The organism is uncultured Friedmanniella sp., from assembly GCF_964244285.1.
Lineage (GTDB): Bacteria > Actinomycetota > Actinomycetes > Propionibacteriales > Propionibacteriaceae > Microlunatus.
The window spans coordinates 558,277-578,889 of record NZ_CAXTHT010000001.1; the positions used below are offsets into that span (position 1 = coordinate 558,277).

Genomic DNA, 20,613 nt, shown 5'->3' on the forward strand with positions numbered 1-20,613 from the left:
CCTCACTGGGTGGCGACGACGTAGTCGAGGGTGCCGGAGTAGGTGTCCGAGCTGACGTCAGGGATCTGGATCTGGGCGTCGTTGCTGACGGCGTCACCGCCGGGTGCCGAGGCACTGTCGCTACCGCCGACCCTGGTCGCGGTCGTGGCCGAGAGCGGGGTCCACGCCGAGGTCCCGTTCGCGCGTACCTCCAGCAAGTCGATCGGGATCGTGTCGGTATTGCCGGGCGAGCTGCCGCGCAGCTGGTCGTCCTCGGCCTGGACCGTCACGGAGTAGCCCGAGAGGCTGTTGGTGACCACCGTGCCGACCACGGCGTCGTCCAGGCTGACCGTGTCGCCCGGCTGGCCCGTCAGGGTGAACGACGAGGACAGCCCGCTCAGCTCCAGCGTGCCGGCGTCGACCGTCGTCGAGGTCGTGCAGAGCGGGTTGTTGCCGCCGTCGACGCAGGTCGCGCCAGGACTCGGCGAGAACACCCGGTTGCTGAGCACGAACACGGAATCGACCTGCGCCGGCGTCACCGTCACGGAGTAGCTGAGGACCACCGACGCCCCGATCGCCAGCGGTCCGGACCACGTCAGCACACCGTTCTCGAGACTGACGCCGCCACTCGTCGCCGTCGCATCCTCGTTGTAGCCGGCGTGGTCCAGCACCGCACTGAGGTCGTCGGTCAGCGCGGCGGCCGCGTAGTCGGCCTCGCCGGTGTTGGTGGCGGTGACGGTGTAGGAGAGCGACTGTCCGGCGACGACGTGGGTGGCGCTCGCCGTCTTGGTGATCCTCAGCTCGGGAACCTTGACCACGGTCGTGACCGAGCACAGCGCATCGGTGCTGCCACCGGGGCAGTTGCTGCCCACCTCCGGCGCGACGACGGCGGCGTCGAGGCTCTGGTCGCCCGTGCTGGGGAGGTTCGTCGTCACCGAGAACGTGACGGTCGCCTCGTCACCCTGGGCCAGCGAACCGCTCCACGTCAGGGTCTGGTCGGCGTACGTCACGGTGCCGGCGCCGACGACCACGCCTGCCGGGTCGAAGGTGGCGTCGTCCAGCACGTCGGCCAGGGAGACGGCCGCCGTCGCGCCGACGTAGTCCGTCTCGCCTGAGTTCAGTAGGCGAAGGGTGTACGCGACCTGCCCGCCGGCGGTCACGGTGGCCGGGGCGGCGCTCAGCCGAACCGTCAGGCCGGGGACCCGCACCTGGACGGTCGCGGAGCAGCCCGTCGTCCCTGCCGTGGGACAGGTGCTGCCGGGCGCCGTCGAGACGACGGTGGCGACCAGCTGCTTGTCCCCGGTGACCGGGTCGTGCACGGTGACGGAGTACGTGACGGTAGCGCTGGCACCCACCGCCAGATCGCCGGTCCACCTCAGCTGCCCGTCGGCGTAGCCGAGGCTGCCGCCGCCGGTGGTCACGTGTGCGTCGCCGGCGTAGTCGGCGTCGGTGAGCAGGCCGTTCAGCGAGCTCGTGACCCTCGCCCCGGTGTAGGGCGTCTCGCCGGTGTTGGCGATCAGCACCGTGAAGGTGACCAACCCGCCCGGGGTGGTGGTTGGCGCCCCGGCCACGACCGAGACCGCCAGCGCCGGTACCAGCACCGCCACGTCCGCGGCGCAGAGCGAGCTGTCGCTGCCCGGCCGACAGGTGCTGCCCGCGGCGTCGTTGGTGACGCTGGCCGCGAGCCGGTGGTCGCCGGTGTCGGGCTCACGAACCCGGACGCTGTAGACGATCGTGGCCTGCTGACCCGGCAGCAGGGTCCCCGTCCAGCTCACGTTCGGCGCGCTGTAGGTCGCGACACCCGAGGAGGAGGCGACTTGGCCGTTGAAGGTGGCATCGTCCAGCACGCCGGCCAGTGAGGCGGTCGTCGTCGTGCCGAGGTAGATCCGCTGCCCCGTGTTGTTCAGCCGGATCGTGAAGGTGACCCGGTCGCCCGGAGTGGTCGTGGCCGAGTCGGCGGTGATGGAGACCGACAGCGCTGGCACCTGGACGGTCACCGTACTCGTGCACGGGTTGTCGGGCGGGCAGGTGCTACCGGGTGCGGGCGAGCTCACCGACGTGAGCAGGGAACGGTTGCCCGGGTCGGGGTCCCGGACGGTGACGCTGTAGGTGATCGACTCCGAGTGGCCGACGGCCAGGTCGCCGGTCCAGGTCAGGTTGGGCGCCAGGTAGCCGACCGCGCCGGTGGCCACGGCGGCATCGGCGTTGTAGATCGCGTCGTCGAGCACTCCGCCGAGCGCGATGGACACCGACGCTCCCGCATAGTCCGCCTGACCGGAGTTGGTCACCGTCACGGTGTAGGTGACGACCGCCCCCGGGTAGGCCGTGGTGCTGTCCGCCGCGACACTGACGTCCAGCGCCGGGATCAGCACCGTGACCATGCTCGAGCAGGTGGGACCGGGGTCAGCGGACGCGCAGCTGCTGCCGAGGTCTTCCGAGGTCACGGCGTCCACCAGGTTGAGGTCGCCGTTGTCGGGCGCCTGCACCCGCACGCTGAAGGTGACGGTGACCGGACCGGCACCCACCGCGAGGTCTCCGCTCCAGGTCAGCGTCGACCCGATGACGGACACGGTCCCCACCCCGCCGGAAGAGACGTCAGCGTTGTAGGTCGCGTCGTCGAGCACCCCGGACAGGTCGTCGGCGACCGTGGCGCCGGTGTAGGCCGTCTCGCCCGTGTTGGCGATGGTGAGGGTGTAGCCCACCGTCGCCCCCGGAGTCGCGGTGGTCCGGTTGGCGGTCGTGACGATGCTCAGCCCGGGGGTCAGGACTGGGACGTCGATCAGGCACTCCGGGTCGGTGCTGGCGGGCGGGCAGTTGCTGGGCACATCGGTGGTGGCGATCCGCGTCCGCAGATGGCGGTTGCCGCCCGGGTCCAGCGGGTTGTCCACGGTGACCGAGCCGGTCGTCACCACACTGGCCCCGACGGCCAGGTCGCCCGTCCAGGTCAGCAGCCCCGTGTCGGGGTCGAGACCGAGGCTGCCCGAGCTGGGAGTCGCGTCACCGTTGTACCTCGCGTCGTCGAAGACATCCCGGCCGTCGATCGTGATGTGCACCCCGTAGAGCGGCACCTGACCGACGTTGGTGTACGTCTCGGTGAAGCGGACGACGTCGTTCGGCGCGGCGCGGCCGACTCGCCACGTCGGACAGGTGCAGGCTGGCGATGGGTACCGAGCTGGCGCACCGGTCGGCGGTCCCGCTGACGCAGGAGCTGCCGAGGGAGTCGGAGGTGGCGGTCTGGTCCAGACGGAAGTCACCCCCGACCGGATCGTCCACCGTCACGGAGTAGGTGACCACCGCACCCTCCCCCGGCGCCAGGGAGCCGGCCCAGCCCAGCACCCCGTTGGCGACCGTCACCTCCCCGTCGTCACGGCCGTCCACGATCGCGGCGTCGCCGTCGTAGCTGGCGTCGTCCAGGACGTCGGCCAGGGCCACGCTCACCTGCGCGGCGGCGTACGTGGTCTCACCGTCGTTGGCGATGGTGATGGTGGTGGTGACCACCTGGCCGGGCTGGGCGGTGACGTGGTCGCTCTGGACGGAGAACTGCAGGCCCGGCTGGAGGACGTTGACCTCGCTGAAACAGGCCGCGTCGGCGGAGTCCGCCGGACAGTTGCTGCCCACGGCTGCCGTGCTGACCTGGTCGACCAGGTAACGGTTACCGGCCTCCGCCGTCGACACCTGGACCGAGTAGACGATGGTGACGCTCTGCGCCACCGCCACGTCACCGGTCCAGGTGAGGGTGTTGCCGTTCAGGTCGAGGTCGCCGCTGGTGGCCGTGGCGTCGGCCCCCCAGTCGGCGTCGTCGAGCACGTCGGTGAGGTCGTCGGTGACCACGGCGCCGGGGTAGGGCGTCTCACCGGAGTCGGTGACGGTGACGGTGTAGGTGACCACGTCACCCGGCGCGGCCTGCTCGACATCGGCGCTCTTGGCGATGGTCAGCTCAGGCAGCAGAACCGGCAGGGACGAGCTGCACCTCGGGTCGGGGCTACCGGCCTGACAGTTGTTGCCGAGCGCGCTCGAGCTCGACGTCGCGGTGATGTTCCGGTTTCCGGTGTCCGGGTTCTTGACCACGAGGGTGCCGGTCAGGAAGACGCTGCCGCCGACGGGGATGTCGCCGGTCCAGGTGAGGGTGGTCGCCGTCAGCACGAGCGAGCCCGACGTGGCGGTCTGATCCCCGACGGGTACGGCGTCGTCGGAGGAATCGGCGGTCGGGGAGGAGACGGAGATGCCGTGGTAGGCGTACCGGCCGGTGTTGGTGAACAGGGCGTTGAGCCTGATCGTCGAGCCCGGGGTCGTGCTGGTCTGGGTGTAGTAGCGCTCGATCACGAGTGCGGCCACCGGCACCTGGCTGCCGCAGCGGGGATCGGTGCTGCCGGCCAGGCAGTTGTTGCTGGCGGCCGGTGCCGTGGAGGTCAAGCTGCTGGTCAGGATCATGTCCCCGGGCGTAGGCGTGGAGGCAAGCACACGCACGGCGTAGCTCACGGTGACGCTGTCCCCCGCCGGCACGTTCCCGATCCAGGAGATGCTCGAGCCTGTCAGGGAGACTGTGCCCGTGCTGGCGGTCACGGTGCCTTCGATCTCGGCGTCGTCGAGAATGCCGTCCAAGGAGTCGGTGAAGTCGGCCCCGTCCACCTCCGTCGCGCTGGAGTTGACGGCGGTCACCGTGTAGTGGACGACCGAGCCGGCCGTCGTGGCGAGGACGTCCGCGGTCTTGGTGAGGGTCAGCGTGACGGCGTTGGTCACCGCCACGTCCGCGGTGCAGCGGGTGTCGGTGCTCAAGGAGGCGCAGTTGCTGCCGGTGGTCGGGGAGATGACCGTGTTGGTGAGGTTCAGGTCACCGGTTGAGGGGTCGTCGATGGTCACCGAGTACGTCAGGGTCGCGGAGGCACCCGGGCTCAGGTTGCCGGACCAGCTCAGGACTCCCGAGGCGTAGCCGACGGTCCCCGGTCCGCTCAAGGCAGCGTCCGCGTCGTACCCGGCGTCGTCCAGCACCCCGTCCAGTGAGTCGCTGAACGAGGCGCCCGAGTACGACGTCTGACCGGAGTTGGTCACGGTGACCGAGTAGCCGACCGTGCTGCCCAGCGTCGCGTTCCGCACCGAGGCGGTCTTGACGATGGTGAGCTGCTGGGTGAGGACCACCACCGTGGACCGGCAGGCCGCCGCCGTGCCCCCGGTGGGGCAGGTGCTGCCCGGGGTGTCGGAGGTGACCACGTTCACCATGGTCTTGTCGCCCGACGCCGGGCTGGTGGCAGTGAGGGAGTAGGTGATGGTGGCGGTCTGCCCGACCGCCAGGTCCCCGGACCAGGAGAGCACGGCGGCGGAGTAGGTCACCGTCCCCCGGTTCACGAACGCGTCCAGGTTGTAGCTGGCGTCGTCGAGCACCCCGGCCAGGGAGTCGCTCACCGAGGCGCCGGTGTAGGCGGTCTCGCCGCTGTTGGCGATCGTGATGGTGTAGCCGACGGTGCCGCCGGCCACCGTGGCCGAGGTGTTGGCGGTCTTGGTGATCGTCAGTGCCGGGACGAGCACCGTCACCGAGAACGTGCACGCCGGGTCCGTCGTCGCGTCCGGGCAGTTGTTACCCGGCGCACTCGAGACGAGCGTGGCGGTGATCACCTTGTTGCCCGGGTCCGGATCCTTGACCCGCAGCGTCCGGGTGCCGGTGACCGTCCCGCCGACGGGGATGTCGCCGGTCCAGATCAACGAGGTGGCCGTCCGGTTCAGGGTGCCGGAGCTGGTGGTCTGGTCACCGGTCGGGTTGGTGTCATCGGAGGTGTCGGCCCGCGGGCTGACGACGCTGATGCCGGTGTAGGGGACCTGGCCGGTATTGGCCCAGGTGGTGGCGACGTGGACCAGCGAGCCCGGCGTGGTCGTCGCCTCGGCGGCCGTCTGCGTAAGCACCAGGCGCGCGACCGGTACGTCGGTCGAGCACCGGGCGTCCGCCCCTCCGCTGGGACAGTTGTTGCCGCGGGCGCTCGAGACGACCGTGGACCGCACCCGGTTGTCGCCACCGTCAGCGGTGTGCACGGTCACCGCGTACGTGAGGGTGGCGGACCCACCCGGGGCGAGTGGCCCGGTCCAGCTGATGACCCCACTGCTGAATCCGGCGGTGCCGCTGCTCGCGGCTACCGACCCCGCGTCGTAGGTGGCGTCGTCCAGGGTGCGGGACAGCGACGTGGAGAAGGAGGCCGCCGGGTAGGCCGTCGCCCCCGAGTTGCTCACCGTCACCGTGGTGAGGATTCCCGCGCCCGGGGTCGTGGTCACCGCGTTGGTGCTCGTGGTGATGGTGAGCCCCGGAACGGTCACGCCGACCGTCGCGGTGCAGGACGGGCTCGCGCTCCGGGCCGGGCAGGTGCTCCCGGCCGAGCTGGAGACGACCCGGTTGACCAGCTGCTTGTTCCCGGGATCGGGGTCCCGGACGGTCACGGAGAAGGTCAGGGTCACCGAGGCCCCGCCCGCCAGCGGTCCCGACCAGGTCAGCGTCGGGGCGCTGTAGGAGAGGGTGCCTGAGCCGGTGTCCGCCGTGGCGTCGCCGTTGTAGACCGCGTCACCCAGCAGGCCGCCCAGGTCGTCGGTGACCACCGCCGGCGCAAACGCGGTCTCACCGGTGTTGGTCGCCACGACGGTGTACGTCACGACGTCGCCTGGCGTGACGGTGGTCGCGTCGGCGGTGGTGCTGAGGGTCAGACCGGGCACCAGCACGGCGACGCTGGTGTGGCAGGACGAGCCGGCGTCGGCGGTGGGACACGTGCTCCCGGCCGCCGGGGAGGTCGCACTGGTGACCAGGGTCTTGTTCCCGGTCACCGGGTCGTTCACCCGGAAGGAAGCCGTGACTGTCGCGCTCTGGCCCGCGCTGAGGCTCAACGTCCACCGGATCGAGGAGGCGCCCTCGGCCAGGGTGCCGGTGCTCGCGGTGCGGTCGTTCTGGTAGGTGGCGTCGTCGACGACGTCGCTGATGTCGATCGTCACCACCGCGCCGGAGTAGCTGGTCTGTCCGGTGTTGACGACGGTGGTCGTGTAGCGGACCCGGGCGCCCGGGGTCGTCGTGGCTCCGGCGTCGACGGTGTTGGTGAGGGTCAGCGCCGGGATCAGCACGGGGACGGTGGTCGTGCAGCGTGGATCGCTGCCCCCCGACCGGCAGGTGCTGCCCGGGGTGGCGGAGACGGCGGTGCTGGTCAGGCTGAGGTCACCGGGGTCGGGCTGACGGACCGTGACCGCGTAGGTGATGGTGGCGGTGGCCCCGACGGCCAGGTCACCGCTCCAGCTGATCGTCGGGCTCGCGTAGGAGGCCGTGCCCGGGGTGGCGCTGACGTCGCCGTTGTAGGTGGCGTCGTCGAGCACGCCGCTGAGCGGAACGCTCACCGCGGCCCCGGTGTAGGCGGTCTGGCCGCTGTTGGTGACCAGCACCGTGTAGTGCACGACCGAGCCGGGCGTGGTGCTGCCGACGTCGGCCGACGCCGCGATGGTCAGAGCGGGGACCAGCACCAGGACGGTCGTGGAACAGGCGGTCGTCGTGCTGCCCGCCGGGCAGGTGCTGCCGGCCGCCGCCGACGAGGCGACTGCGGTGAGCGACTTGTCTCCCGGGTCGGGGTCGCCGACCGTCACCGTGGACGTCAGCGTGACCGTCGCTCCCACCGCGATGGTCCCCGTCCACGTCACCGTGCCCGACGCGTAGCTGTAGCTGCCGGCGCTGGCGGTGGTGCCGACGTAGGTCGCGTCGTCCAGTGAGCCGTTGAGCGCAAGCGCTGCCGTGGTGCCGGTGTAGGCCGTCTGGCCGGTGTTGGCCAGCGTCACGGCGAACGCGACCGTGCTGCCCGGCGTGGTCGTGCTGGTGTCGGCCGAGATGCTGATCGCCAGGGCAGGCACCAACACCGGGACGGTCGAGGAGCACGAGGCGGCGGGGCTGCCACTGGGGCAGGTGCTCCCGGCCGCGGAAGACACCGCGGTCACGGTGAGCGAACGGTTACCCGGGTCGGGATCGAGGACCCGCACCGAGAAGCTGACGGTGACACTCGCGCCCACGGCCAGCGGCCCCGTCCAGGTCAGGGTCGGGCTCGAGTACGCCACGGCGCCCGCGGTCGCCGCCGCGTTGCCCAGATAGGTCGCGTCATCGAGCAGGCCGCTCAGGTTCTGGCTGACGCCGGTGCTGGCGTACGCCGTCTGGCCGGTGTTCGCGATCACCACGCTGTAGCTCACCGTGCTGCCCGGGGTGGTGCTGCTGGTGTTCGCCGTGGTGGTGACCGAGAGCCCGGACACCGTGACGGCTGCCGTGCAGGCGCTGGTGCGCTGCGACCCGCTGCAGCTGGTGCTGGCATAGATCCCGTCGACCTGGCCGGTCAGGATCTGGTTGCCGGGGTCGGGACTGGCCACCGTGACGGTGTAGGTGAGGGTCGCGCTCTGGCCGGCGTTCAGGGGGATCGCCCAGTCCAGGGTCGAGCCGCTGTAGGAGACACTGCCGGCGCTGGCCGAGGCGTTGGCGTTGTACGTGGCGTCGTCGAGCACGTCGGCCAGCGGGTCGTAGAAGTGGGTGTTCTCGTAGGAGGTGCTCGAGATGTTGGTCGCGGTGAGGGTGAAGGTGACCGTGCCGCCCGGGGCGACACTGGTGGGGCTGGCGGTCTTGACCAGCTGGACGGGCGGCACGTCGACCACCAGGGTGACCGGATCGTCCGCGGTCTGGCCCTTGGCGTCGGTCGCTCTGACGGTGAAGGAGTAGCTGCCCTGGTTCGTCTGGCCCGACAGCACCCCGGCGGTCGAGAGGCTCACCCCCGAGGGGAGCGATCCGCTCACCACCGCGTAGCTGAACGGGCTGGTGCCCCCGGTCGCGACGAAGTTGACGGCGAAACCGGCCTGCTGGTACTGCTTCGGCGGTGTCGAGGTCAGCGTGGGCAGCGGGGCGATGACGATGCTCGCCGTCCTGGTCGCGACCTGGTTGTTCGCGTCCACGACCCGGACCGTCACCGAGAACGTGCCGGACGCGGTCGGGGTACCAGCGACCAGCCCGGTCGAGGTGTTGAGGCTCAGGCCCCCCGGCAGGCTGCCCGCGCTGATCGACCAGGTGATCGGGCTGGTGCCGCCACTGAGGGTGGGCTGCTGGCTGTAGGCGACGCCCACCTCGCCTGCCGCCGGGCTGAACGCGATGCTGGGCTGGGCGGCGATCACCAGGGTGACGTCACGGGTGGCGGTCTGGCCGCTGGCGTCGGTCACCCTGACGGTGAAAGAGTTCGAGCCCGCTGCGGTAGGCGTGCCGCTCAGCATGCCGCTGCTCCCACCGAGGGTGAGGCCGGCAGGCAGCGTGCCGCTGAGGACCGTCCAGGTGAAGGGGCCGGTGCCGCCGTTCACGGTCAGCTGCTGGCTGTACGCGACCGCGACCTGGCCCGCCGGCGGGGTCGGGAAGCTCAGGGTGGGGTTGTCATGAGGGGTGACGGCAGCCGACGCTGACGAGTCGGGGCCGGTGGTCGCGGTGCCGGTCTGCAGGATCTCGACCCCGTAGACGACCGGGTCGGACTTGGGGGTGTGGGTGAAGGTGAGGTTGACCGTGCCGTCACTGGTCGTGGTGAACTCACGCATGGTGCCGATCCGGTTCCCGCCTGCCGCCGCGATGACGTCGAACGCCGGGAGCACGGTCGTCCCCTCCAGCGCGACATCGAAAACACGGCTGCCCACGGTGGTCGTGCCGGAGTACTGGTTGGCGAAGAACAAGCGCACCTTGATCGGGATGCCCGAAGCGACGGGGATGGCGTAGGCCATCTCGTTTCCGGCGTCCCAGCCGTAGCGTTCGGTGTAGAACAGGGCCAGCGGGGTGGTCGAGGGGACGGTCGAGTCGACGCCGTCGATCGACCCGAAGCCGGTCGCGGCGGAGGCACCGCTGCGGTAGGAGCCGTTGTCCACCCAGCTCGGGCCACCGTCGACGGTGGCCACCGTGCCGGCACTGGCGATCCGGTTGACGACGGTGGTGCCCGAGTTGTTCTGGGCCGCCACCGTGAACGTGTAGGCGGTGCCCGGGGTGAGCCCGGTCAGGGTGCGGGTGGTCGCGGTACCGGTGAAGGTCTGCGGTGTCTGGGCGGTGGAGCCGATGTAGGGGGTGACCACGTAGCCGGTGATCGCACTGTTCCCGGTACTGGTGGGGGCGGCCCAGCTGAGGGTCGCCGAGGTGGTGCCCGCAGTCACCGAGCCGATCGTCGGCGCGTTCAGCGCAGCGTAGGGGGTGACCGGGTTGGACGCCGCGCTGGCCGTCCCGGTGCCGTTCGCGTTCAGCGCGGCGATGGTGAAGGTGTAGATGCTGCCGGCGGTCAGGTTGTTCAGCGTCCGGGTCTTGGCCGAGGGGTCCACGGTGATGGTGGCCTGCGCGGTGCCACCGAGGTACGGGGTGATCACGTAGCCGGTGATCGTGGAGCCGTTGCTCGCCGGCGCCGTCCAGGTGAGCACCGCGCTGGTCAGGCCCGCCGTCGCCGTCGGTGTCGCGACCGTGGCCGGCCGAGCCGTCACCACGACGGTGAGCGACCGGGTGTCGGTCTGGTTGCTGGCGTCGGACACCTGCACGGTGAAGGTCGAGCTGCCGACCGTGGTCGGGGTCCCGCTCAACAAGCCGGCCGAGCTCAGGGTCAGTCCCGCCGGCAGGCTGCCGGTCGTCACCGACCAGGTGAACGGCGCCGTCCCGGCGCTGTTGGTCAGCTGGTAGCCGAACGCGCTCCCCACGACCCCGGCCGGCGGGGTGGTCGAGGTCACCGTGGGGTTCGCGTTCGGCGTGACCGATGACGAGGCGGCCGACTGGGCACCGGTCCCCGCCGCGTTCTGCGCGGCCACGGTGAAGGTGTAGGCGGTCCCGGCGGCCAACCCTGTGACCGTCTGCGTGGTGGCGGTGCTGGCGAACGTCGTGGCGGTCTGGGCCGTAGAACCGATGTAGGGGGTCACGACGTAACCGGTGACCGCCCGGCCGTTGTTGCTGGCCGGGGCCGTCCAGGACACGGTCACCCGAGTGTCCCCGGCCGTCACGCTGCTGATCGCCGGCGCCGCCGGCACGTCGTAGGCGGTCACCGCGTTGGACGGCTGACTAGCCGCACCGGTCCCGTTCGCGTTCACCGCCGCCACCGTGAACGTGTAGGAGCCGCCTGCGGTCAGGCCCGTGATGGTGCGCGCGGTGACACTGGCGTCGAAGCTCGTCGGCGTCTGCGCCAGCCCGGACAGGTACGGGGTCACGCTGTACCCGGTGATCGTCGAACCGTTGCTGGCCGGCGCCGTCCAGGACACCGTCGCGCTCGTCACCCCCGCCGCCGCGGTCGGGGGCGCGGGTGCCGCCGGTGTCGTCGAGCCCACCACGAGGGTGACCGTCCTGGTCGCGGTCTGGCTGCTGGCGTCACTCACCTGCACGGTGAACGTCGAGCTGGCGGCGGTCGTCGGGGTGCCGCTCAACAGGCCGGCCGAGGACAAGGAGATCCCCGCCGGCAGGGTGCCGCTGGCCACCGACCAGGTGAAGGGGGACGTGCCGTCGTTGACCGTCAGCTGCGTGCTGTAGGCCGTCCCGACCACCCCCGGCGGCGGGGCCGCGAAGGTGAGCGTCGGATTCGCGTTCGGGGTCGCCGAGGTCGAGGCCACCGACGGCGTTCCGGTCCCGGCGGCGTTCTGCGCCGCCACCTTGAACGTGTACGCCGTCCCCGCGGTCAACGCCACGATCGTCTGCGTCGTCGCGGTGCTGGAGAACGTCGTCCCCGCCTGAGCCGTCGAGCCGATGTAGGGAGTCACCACGTACCCGGTGATCGCGCTGCCCCCGGTGCTGGCCGGAGCGGACCAGGTCAGGGTCACCCGGCTGTCTCCCGCGGTCGCCGCCGTGATCGTCGGCGCGCCGGGGACGTCGAACGGGGTGACGGCGGTCGACTGCGCGCTCGCCGGCGAGGTGCCGATGGGGTTCACCGCCGCCACGGTGAAGCGGTAGGCGCTGCCGGGGGTGAGGCCGGTCAGGGTCCGCGTCGTCGTGCTGGCGTTGTCGCTGACCGGGGTCTGCGCGACACCGTCCTTGTACGGGGTCACCACGTACCCGGTGATGTTGCTGCCCCCGTTGCTCGACGGCGCCGCCCACGTGACCGTGACGCTGCTGCCGCCCGCGGTGGCGCTCGGGCTGACCGGCGCGGTCGGCGCGGTGCCGGCCAGGGCCGCGACCGCGGCGTCGTCGAGAACGTAGGAGTAGGCGCGGACGTCGTCGATCGCGCCGTTCCAGAAGCCGACGGCCGCACCACCCACCTTGCCCCGGCCGATGATGAAGTTGCCCGTCGCGTTCCACCCGGTGGTGTAGCTCACCGAGGCCTGCTTGACCCCGTTGACGTAGAGGGTCAACGTCTTGGCGACGCTGTCGTAGACACCGACGAGGTGGTACCAGGTGCCAGAGACCGCGGCAGCCGTCGAGTTGGAGGCGGCATAGACAGGGCTGGCCACGTCGGCCGACGAGCGGTTGAAGGCCCACCTACCGCCATCCGTCAGCTGCAGGTAGAAGCCGCTTGAGTAGTTCGCCCCGTCGACCGAGGCCACCATGTTGTACCCGCTCGTGTCCCCGTCAGGACGGGCCCAGGCGCTCACCGAGAAGCTCTTGGACGTGTCGATGACACTGCTCGAGGGGTAGGCGTGCGCGTTGGTGCCGTTGAACAGGAGGCCGTAGGTGCCGATCTCCCCCGGCGTCCAGGCCGGTGAGTTTTGCAGGGTGGCGGTGTAGCCGTTGGTCGAGTCGTCGGCCGTGGTCGCCCCGCTGCCCTCTTCGAACTTCCACCGCGCCGACTCGGTCACTTGTTCGACGTCGCTCGCCGACAGGGCACCGGAGTAGACCGAGACGTCGTCGGTCGTGCCGTTCACGAAGTCGACCGAGCCACCGAACTTCCCCCGCCCGACCGCCAGGGTCCCGGTCGCCGCCCAGGTGCCGCTGGCCGTCGTGGTCTGCTGCAAGCGGCCGTTCTGGTACAACGCGACGGTGTTGGCCGTCGAGTCGTACACCCCCACGAGGTGGTACCACTGCCCCAACACGGGCACGGTCCCGCCTGCGACGTAGGTCGCGGCGGCGGTCGAGTCGGAGGCGAGGTGGGTGAAGGCGAACTTGCCCGTGTCGCCCCGGAGCTGAAGGTAGAAGCCACTGACCTGGCTGCCGTCCTGGCTCACGAACGTCTGGTAGCCGCTCGAGCTGTTCAGCTTGACCCAGGCCGAGACGGTGTAGCTGGAGCTCGTGGTGAGCACCGAGCTCGCTGATGCCGCTGAGCCGTTGGAGCCGTTGGTGGCCAGCGCCGACGCGCCCTGGATCGGCGTCGTCGACCACCCGGCTGTACCGGACAGGGTGAGCGGCTTGCTGCCCACCGAGTCGGCAGCCGTCGTCCCACTGCCCGCGTCGAACTTCCACCGCCCGATCAGGCCCGACGGAGTGCCCGCAGCCGCGGGAGCGGCCGGGGTGACGCCGGTGACCGCGAGCAGGCCGGCAGCCAGGGTGAGCACGACCACGCCCGCCGTGCGCCGGATCAACCGGTCCTCCAGGGGGCGTACCCAAGAGCGGCCCTCAGGCATCACCGCTGCTCACTGCGGACGACGCTGCGGGGACGACCGCCGGTGCTGTGCGTCGTCGACGTAGCCGGAGGAGCAACAGCACCACCAGCAGCGCGGCGAGCACGCCGAGGGCCAGCGGCCACGGGAAGACGACTACCCGGATGGTGCTCGTCTGGAGGGTGCCGTCGGCGTTCGGGAAGGACACCGACGGGTGGCAGATGCACACCAGAGGTGGCTGCCAGGTGGTGCTGGTGTCGCGGGAGGTACCCCGCGGCACGGTGAAGTCGGGAAAGCTGGCTGGCTTGCCGGCGGCGTGCACGGTGATGGCGGTGGGGCCGCGGAAGTCGCGGTGCACGGTGCCGCGGTTCTCTACCGAGAGGGACAGTGGCACGGTGCCGCCGGCGGTCACGGACGGGGCGGAGAAGTGGGTGAGCACGACCGTGTCCTCGACCGGACCGGGGACGGTCACGTACACCGGGGTGGCCACGCCCCGGTTGATGGCGATGTTGCCGGCCGCGCGGCCCGAAGGCACCATAAAGACGATGGCGGCCTGGTGGTCCCCCGGCTCGGTCCGATCAGGCGGCCGGACAGTTGCGGTGACGACCTGCGCGGCTCCGGGCTGAACCACGAACTGCCTGGGGCTGATCGTCAACCAGCTCTCCGCGCCGAAGGGGGCCGCCTTCTGGTAGGCCATGCTGCCGTCGGGCCGGGCGACGAAGTTGCGCTTGTCGACCATCACGGTGAGCGCGTGCTCGCCACGGTTGACCGCCGTGAACTGCTGTGAGCGCTCGATGTCGGCGGCATCGATCACCAGGCGCGTCGGACTGACCGTCAACGAGAACGGCGTGGGCTTGGTGCCGTAGGAGACGGACGCGCTCGGCTGGGGGGCCGGTGAGGGCGAGACGGCGACCGCCGTCGCCGGGCCGAGTCCGCCCGCGAGGACGGCGCCCACTACGGCGGCAAGGAGGCGGAGGAGCCGAGGCCGAGCAGGTCCCGAGGAGGAGCTCACCCCGCTAGAGCGTGGTGGCGATGTAGTTGAGCGTCACCGAGTAGGTGTCGACGTTCACGAACGGGATGTCGACGGAGTAGTCGTTGCCGATGACGTCCCCGCCGTCATCGGAGCGCGAGTCCTGGGTGTGCACGGTCACCGGGGTCGTGTCGCTGAGCTGGGTATAGGTCGGGGTCCCGTTCTCCCGCACGCTGAGAGCGTCGATCGGGATGGTATCGGGGTTCGCAACGGTGTCGGCCGGGTCCAGGACGTCCGACGCGGCCTCGACCGTCACGTCGTACCCCGCGACGTTGTTCGTCTCGACGTTCATGGTGACGGCGTTGAGGGTGGCGACGGTCGCTCCCGGGATGCCCGTGAGGGTGAAGCCCGACGTCAGCCCGGTCAGCGTGATGACGGACGACACAGCGACGTTCGCCGTCGTCGAGTCGGAGTCGGTCAGGGGCACCGCCGACGCGGGCAGCACGCTGGAGGTGGCCAGAGCAGCGGCGAGGACGGTCAGCGCGGCGACGCAGGGCAGACGCTGGGAACGACCGGACGTGCGGGCCGAACGACCGGAGCGGGGACCGGCCAGGGTTGCAGACATCGGGGACGCCTTCTGTAGGTGGTAGATGGACCGCCCCCGGATGCGCAGCATGCTACAACAGGTGTCGCGCCGTTTACCACGTAAGCGGAATCAATGGGTTCCGAGGTCCTGCACCTGCGTGTCGGGCGCGGGACCTTGGTCGGGGACCGCTCTGGCCGCTGTGGACTGCCGACGGCCATAATGGCGACCAGTGCCGCAGGCGGGCCCGCCCGGCACCCGACTCCACCGGAGGAGACCCATGTTCCAAGGCGCCGACGACCTGTTGGCCTACGTGCGCGACGAGGGGGTCGAGATCATCGACGTCCGGTTCTGCGACCTGCCCGGCATGATGCAGCACTTCACCGTCCCCGCCGGCTCCTTCGGGCCGGAGGTCTTCGAGGACGGTCTCGCCTTCGACGGCTCCTCGATCCGCGGCTTCCAGAAGATCCACGAGTCGGACATGGCCCTGCTGCCCGACCCGACGACGGCCTACCTGGACCCCTTCCGCAAGGTCAAGACGCTCTGCCTGAACTTCTTCGTGCACGACCCGTTGACCAAGGAGCCCTACAGTCGCGACCCGCGCAACATCGCACGTAAGGCCGAGAACTATCTCGCCTCCACCGGCATCGGTGACACCGCCTTCTTCGCCCCCGAGGCGGAGTTCTACGTCTTCGACGACGTGCGCTACGAGACCAAGGCCAACACCGGCTACTACGCGATCGACTCCGTGGCCGGGGCCTGGAACACGGGCCGGATCGAGGAGGGTGGCAACCGCGGTTACAAGGTCAAGTACAAGGGCGGTTACTTCCCGTTGCCGCCGGTCGACCACTTCGCCGACCTGCGCGACGACATGACCCTCCACCTCGAGGCTTCCGGCCTCACCGTGGAGCGCGCGCACCACGAGGTGGGCACGGCCGGCCAGGCCGAGATCAACTACCGGTTCAACACGATGTTGGCCGCCGGCGACGACGTGCAGAAATTCAAGTACATCATCAAGAACACCGCCTGGGCGGCCGGAAAAACGGCGACGTTCATGCCCAAGCCCATCTTCGGCGACAACGGTTCGGGCATGCACGTGCACTCGTCGATCTGGAATGACGGCGTCCCGCTGTTCTACGACGAGGCCGGCTACGGCGGGCTCTCGGACCTGGCCCGCTGGTACATCGGCGGCGTCCTCAAGCACGCGCCCTCGATCCTGGCCTTCACCAACCCGAGCGTGAACTCCTACCACCGACTGGTGCCCGGCTTCGAGGCCCCGGTCAACCTGGTCTACAGCTCGCGCAACCGCTCAGCCGCGATGCGGATCCCGATCACCGGCTCGAACCCGAAGGCCAAGCGCGTCGAGTTCCGCTGCCCCGACCCGTCCTCGAACCCGTACCTGGCGTTCGCGGCCATCCTGATGGCCGGCATCGACGGCATCCAGTCCAAGACCGAGCCACTGGCCCCGGTGGACAAGGACCTCTACGAGCTGCCGCCCGAGGAGCACGCCTCCGTCCCCACCGTCCCCGACAGCCTGGGCGGCGTCCTCGACACCTTGGAGGCCGACCACGACTTCCTGCTGGGCGGCGACGTCTTCACCCCCGACCTGATCGAGACCTGGGTCGAGCTGAAGCGCGCCGACATCGACGCCGTCCGGCTGCGTCCGCACCCGCACGAGTTCGAGCTCTACTACGACTGCTAGGCCCGGATATCTGACGGCTGCGCCCTGAAACGCCGACCCCAGGGGGCCAGAACGACCCGATCGGGCTCGTTCTGGGCACCTGGGGTCGAGAGATCAGGGCGGAGGGCTTCAGGTCTGGACGGTCGTAGCCTGCTGGACGGCCTCGAGCTGCTGGGCACCCTGCAGCAGAGCGGCGGCGAGCTGGCGGGCCTCCAGGGCGGTGAGCCGGACCATGTCGTCGGCGCCGAGCCACAGCTCCGGCTCCTCCACCCAGACGACGCGGCCGCTGGCCGCGTCGACGGTCTCGAGAGTGTGCACCGAGACGCCGACCTCCTTGTGCGCCGTGCCGAGCAGGTGCAGGTCCTCGACCTCGAAGTGCTCGTCGAGGGCCTCGTGCCAGCGGCTCGGGTAACCGGGGATGACCTCGGCGTCGAAGCCGTGGCCGTGCTGGTTGACACACCAAGGCGGGCAGGGGTGGGACGTCGGTACGTGGAGGCCGAAGCCGAGCAGGTTCCCGCGTTCGTCGCGGTGGAGATTGGTCATGGTCGTCTCTCCTGGATGGTCTAATCCGGTTGAGGTCTGTTCTGGTCCGGGCATGGGCTCAGTCGCTTGGCGGGCGGCCGGGTGGGCGTGAGGACGACCACCCGGCCTGGGCCGCCGACCGTCCTCCCCCGAGGGTCAGCCGGCGACCGTGATGCTGACGCTAGGAGCGCGACCTCAGGCGAAGGTCAGGCCGCGGTCGGCACCACCTGAGGTCTGCCTCAAGATGTGCTGCTTTGCCGTCCCAGGCCCGGGAGCGGTGTCTCGGCGAGGGCCCGATCGGCGATCACCGGCGAGCGGTGGCCGCCGTCACCTCCTGGGCCGACGTCGAGCAGCTGCGGCCCGGCGGCGACTACGCAGGTTAATGCTCGCCATCGAGCATTCAGGCAGCGGCTATATTCAGGAAGTGCCGCTAGTCTGACATTGTGGATCTCGAAATGTTCGGCATTGCCAGTCCGGGCAACCTGGTTCCCATTGCTGGTGTCGATCCGCGGGGTGGGTCGTGGCACCATCGCGCCTTCCTGCCCTCGCCCCTCGCCAACGAGGAGCCGGCCCTGCTGGCCGCGACCTATCGGCAGGTTGCCCGCACCCGTGCTGCGTTGGCTGCCCTGGACAGCACCGCACGACAGCTACCGAACCCCGGACTGCTGAGACGCCCCACCTTGAACCGTGAGGCACAGAGCACCTCGGCGTTGGAGGGCACCTATGCGCCGCTGAGCGACGTGCTGGTCGAGGACCTGGACGATCCCTCCTCGGTGGAGGTTCGCGAGATCCTGAACTACGTGGTCATGGCGGAGTACGCGTTCAGCTGGATGCAGTCAGGAGGGCCGCTGAACGTCGGGCTTCTCGCTGATCTGCAAGCCATGCTGGTCCGGAGAACGCCCGGCGAAGGGCCGTCGTCCGGACGTATCCGCGACGTCCAGGTAGTCATCGGTCACCGGCCGGACGCTCCACCATCCGCGCTGCCGATCCACGCTTCTCGGTTCGTCCCCTCGCCTCCCGGACCGGATCTCGAGGCGCGGGTGCGTGACTTGCTCTCCTGGATCGGTCAGGGGGGTATCGAAGAGGTCGACCCGGTGGTTGCCGCCGCCGTGGCTCACTACCAGTTCGAGAGCTTGCACCCGTTCCACGACGGCAACGGTCGACTGGGACGGCTGCTGGTGGTGCTCCAGCTGCTGCTGACCGGTGTGCTTTCCGAACCGACCCTCACGGTCTCCCCTTGGTTCGAGTCGCGACGATCGGAGTACTACGACCGACTCTTCGCGGTGAGCACCGAGGGAGCCTGGGACGCCTGGGTCCACTTCTTCGCCGCCGGGCTCGAGCAGTCAGCCCGAGATACCCATCAGCAGCTGCAGCGACTGCTCGCTGTCCAGGATGAGCTCAAGGAGAGGGTGCGAGCGTCGCCGCTGCGCGCTGACAATGCCCTCAAGCTCGTCGACGTGTCGGTGGCCCGACCCTCCTTCACCGCTCGTCAGGTGGAGGCCGATCTTGCGATCTCCTACGCCCGCGCCAACGGTCTCATCGCGCAGTTGGTCGAGCTGGGCATCCTCGAGCCGGTCCGGAAGTCGACCAACTACGACCGTCGTTTCCGGGCACCGCGCATCCACGCGGTCCTTCTCGACCCCGGTCCAGGCTCTAGCGTCTGGCGATGACCAGTGCCGTCGAGTACCCGCAGCGGATCGCCATGGTCAGCGTGCACACCTCGCCACTGGCCGAGCCGGGGGTCGGGGACGCGGGCGGACTGAACGTCTACGTCGCCGAGGTGGCGCGCCGGCTCGGGGAGCGCGGCATCGAGGTCGACGTGTTCACCCGCGCCGAGGACGACGGTCCCGACGTCGTCGAGGTCAACGAGCACACGCGTGTCGTCCAGGTCGAGGCCGGTCCCCGCTCCCCCGTGGCCAAGGAGGAGCTGCCGGCGCTGCTGCCGGCGTTCACCGAGGCGCTCGGCCGACGGCTGGCGGGCCATGAGCTGCTGCACAGCCACTACTGGCTCTCGGGCCTGGTCGGCCTGGAGCTCGCCGACCGCTGCGGCCTGCCCCTGGTGCACACCATGCACACGATGGCCCGGGTCAAGAACACCGCCCTCGGGCAGGGACAGACTCCGGAGCCGGCCGTCCGCGACCGCGGCGAGGCGGCCATCGTGGCCGGCGCCGACGTACTGACCGCGAACACCGTCGACGAGGCCGCCGAGCTGGAGCACCACTACGGCGCCCAGCCGGAGCAGGTGGTGGTGGTGCCGCCGGGGGTCGACCTGCACACCTTCCACCCCTGCAACCAGCCGAAGTCGCGCGCTCAGCTGGGCGTCGGGCAGGACGACCAGGTGGTCCTCTTCGTCGGCCGGATCCAGCCGCTCAAGGCCCCGGACGTGCTGGTTCGCGCGGTGGCCGAGCTGGTGGACCGGCAGCCGGGCCGACGGGACCGGCTACGGCTGATCATCATCGGCAGTCCCAGCGGGCCGCAGTCGGAGTGGTCGCGGAACCTGGTGCCCCTGGTCGAGTCCCTCGGCGTGGCGGACCTGGTCGAGCTGCGACCGCACTCCCCGCGCGCCGAGCTCTTCCGCTGGTACTGCGTCGCCGATGTGGTCGGGGTCCCCTCGCACAACGAGTCGTTCGGCCTGGTGGCCCTGGAGGCCCAGGCCTGCGGACGGCCGGTGGTGGCCACCGACGTGGGCGGCCTGCGGCACGCCGTCCGTGACGGTCAGACCGGCCTGCTGGTCCGCGGGCACGAGCCCGGCGCCTGGGCCGACGCGCTGGCCGCCGTCCTGGACGACCCGGCCACCCACGCGCGTCTCGGCGCGAACGCCGCCGCCCACGCCTCCCGCTTCAGCTGGGACAACAGCGCCGCCGCCACCCTCGCGGCCTACCACGCGGCGACCGTCCGCCGCGGGGCGTCACGTTGACCGTGGCAGCCCCGGACCCGTCCCCGCTCCCTGAGCCTATCGAAGGACGCCGATGACCTCCCTGCCCCTCACCCTCGACCCCGGTGCGGCGGTGCCGATGTCGGAGCAGCTCAGCACCCAGCTGGTCGCGCTGGTCGAGTCCGGCACGCTGGCCGCCGGTGCCCGGCTGCCGGCCGTCCGGGCGCTGGCCGCCGAGCTCGGCGTCGCCCCCGGCACGGTGGCCAAGGTCTACCGCGGGCTGGAGCAGGAGGGTTTCCTGACCACCGCCGGCCGGCTGGGCACGGTCGTGGCCGACCTCCACCCGGGCGCCACGGAGCAGACCCGACGAGCGATCCGGGCCGCCGTCCAGCCGCTGCTGGACCAGGGCCTCTCCCCCGCTGCCGTGCTGCGCCTGGTCCGATCGGTGCTCGAGGAGTAGCCGGCGACCGTTTGGCCCCACCTGCCACGGGTACCTCACA

At 70.5% G+C, this 20,613-nt stretch carries 9 protein-coding genes; 4 read left to right on the forward strand and 5 right to left on the reverse strand.

The window, feature by feature from the left end:
- Positions 1–2 precede the first annotated feature (2 nt).
- From ACFE7W_RS02665 to ACFE7W_RS02680, 4 genes are all read right to left on the reverse strand, one after another.
- On the reverse strand, positions 3–3,047 hold the full coding sequence (locus ACFE7W_RS02665) for a hypothetical protein (protein ID WP_375423215.1): 3,045 nt from the start codon (positions 3,045–3,047) through the stop codon (positions 3–5).
- Positions 2,977–13,506, reverse strand: a complete 10,530-nt coding sequence (locus ACFE7W_RS02670; RefSeq protein ID WP_375423216.1) for a fibronectin type III domain-containing protein — start codon at positions 13,504–13,506, stop codon at positions 2,977–2,979. The genes ACFE7W_RS02665 and ACFE7W_RS02670 overlap by 71 nt, the downstream gene beginning before the upstream one ends.
- Positions 13,499–14,437 (reverse strand): hypothetical protein, encoded by a 939-nt coding sequence (locus ACFE7W_RS02675; RefSeq protein ID WP_375423217.1) that lies wholly within the window; start codon positions 14,435–14,437, stop codon positions 13,499–13,501. Before ACFE7W_RS02675 ends, ACFE7W_RS02670 begins: the two co-directional genes overlap by 8 nt.
- A 61-nt stretch (positions 14,438–14,498) precedes the next feature.
- Positions 14,499–15,077 (reverse strand): hypothetical protein, encoded by a 579-nt coding sequence (locus ACFE7W_RS02680; protein ID WP_375423218.1) that lies wholly within the window; start codon positions 15,075–15,077, stop codon positions 14,499–14,501.
- A gap of 238 nt (positions 15,078–15,315) precedes the next feature.
- On the opposite strand from ACFE7W_RS02680, the gene glnA reads away from it, so the two are divergent.
- The gene (gene glnA / locus ACFE7W_RS02685) at positions 15,316–16,737 is read left to right on the forward strand and encodes a type I glutamate--ammonia ligase (protein ID WP_375423219.1); all 1,422 of its coding nucleotides are present in this window, start codon (positions 15,316–15,318) and stop codon (positions 16,735–16,737) included.
- 108 nt (positions 16,738–16,845) lie between these two features.
- Here the strand turns inward: glnA and ACFE7W_RS02690 are convergent, their stop codons facing one another.
- Positions 16,846–17,259, reverse strand: coding sequence for a DUF6907 domain-containing protein (locus tag ACFE7W_RS02690; protein WP_375423220.1), 414 nt, complete (start codon positions 17,257–17,259; stop codon positions 16,846–16,848).
- A 422-nt stretch (positions 17,260–17,681) separates the two neighbouring features.
- On the opposite strand from ACFE7W_RS02690, the gene ACFE7W_RS02695 reads away from it, so the two are divergent.
- The 3 genes from ACFE7W_RS02695 to ACFE7W_RS02705 are packed head-to-tail and all read left to right on the forward strand — an operon-like array spanning position 17,682 to position 20,573.
- Positions 17,682–18,908, forward strand: coding sequence for a Fic family protein (locus ACFE7W_RS02695; protein WP_375423221.1), 1,227 nt, complete (start codon positions 17,682–17,684; stop codon positions 18,906–18,908).
- Positions 18,905–20,155 carry a D-inositol-3-phosphate glycosyltransferase gene (mshA, locus tag ACFE7W_RS02700; RefSeq protein ID WP_375423222.1) on the forward strand — a complete coding sequence of 417 codons (1,251 nt, stop codon included), beginning with the start codon at positions 18,905–18,907 and terminating at the stop codon, positions 20,153–20,155. The genes ACFE7W_RS02695 and mshA overlap by 4 nt, the downstream gene beginning before the upstream one ends.
- A gap of 52 nt (positions 20,156–20,207) precedes the next feature.
- The gene (locus tag ACFE7W_RS02705; protein WP_375423223.1) at positions 20,208–20,573 is read left to right on the forward strand and encodes a GntR family transcriptional regulator; all 366 of its coding nucleotides are present in this window, start codon (positions 20,208–20,210) and stop codon (positions 20,571–20,573) included.
- Positions 20,574–20,613: the final 40 nt, after the last annotated feature.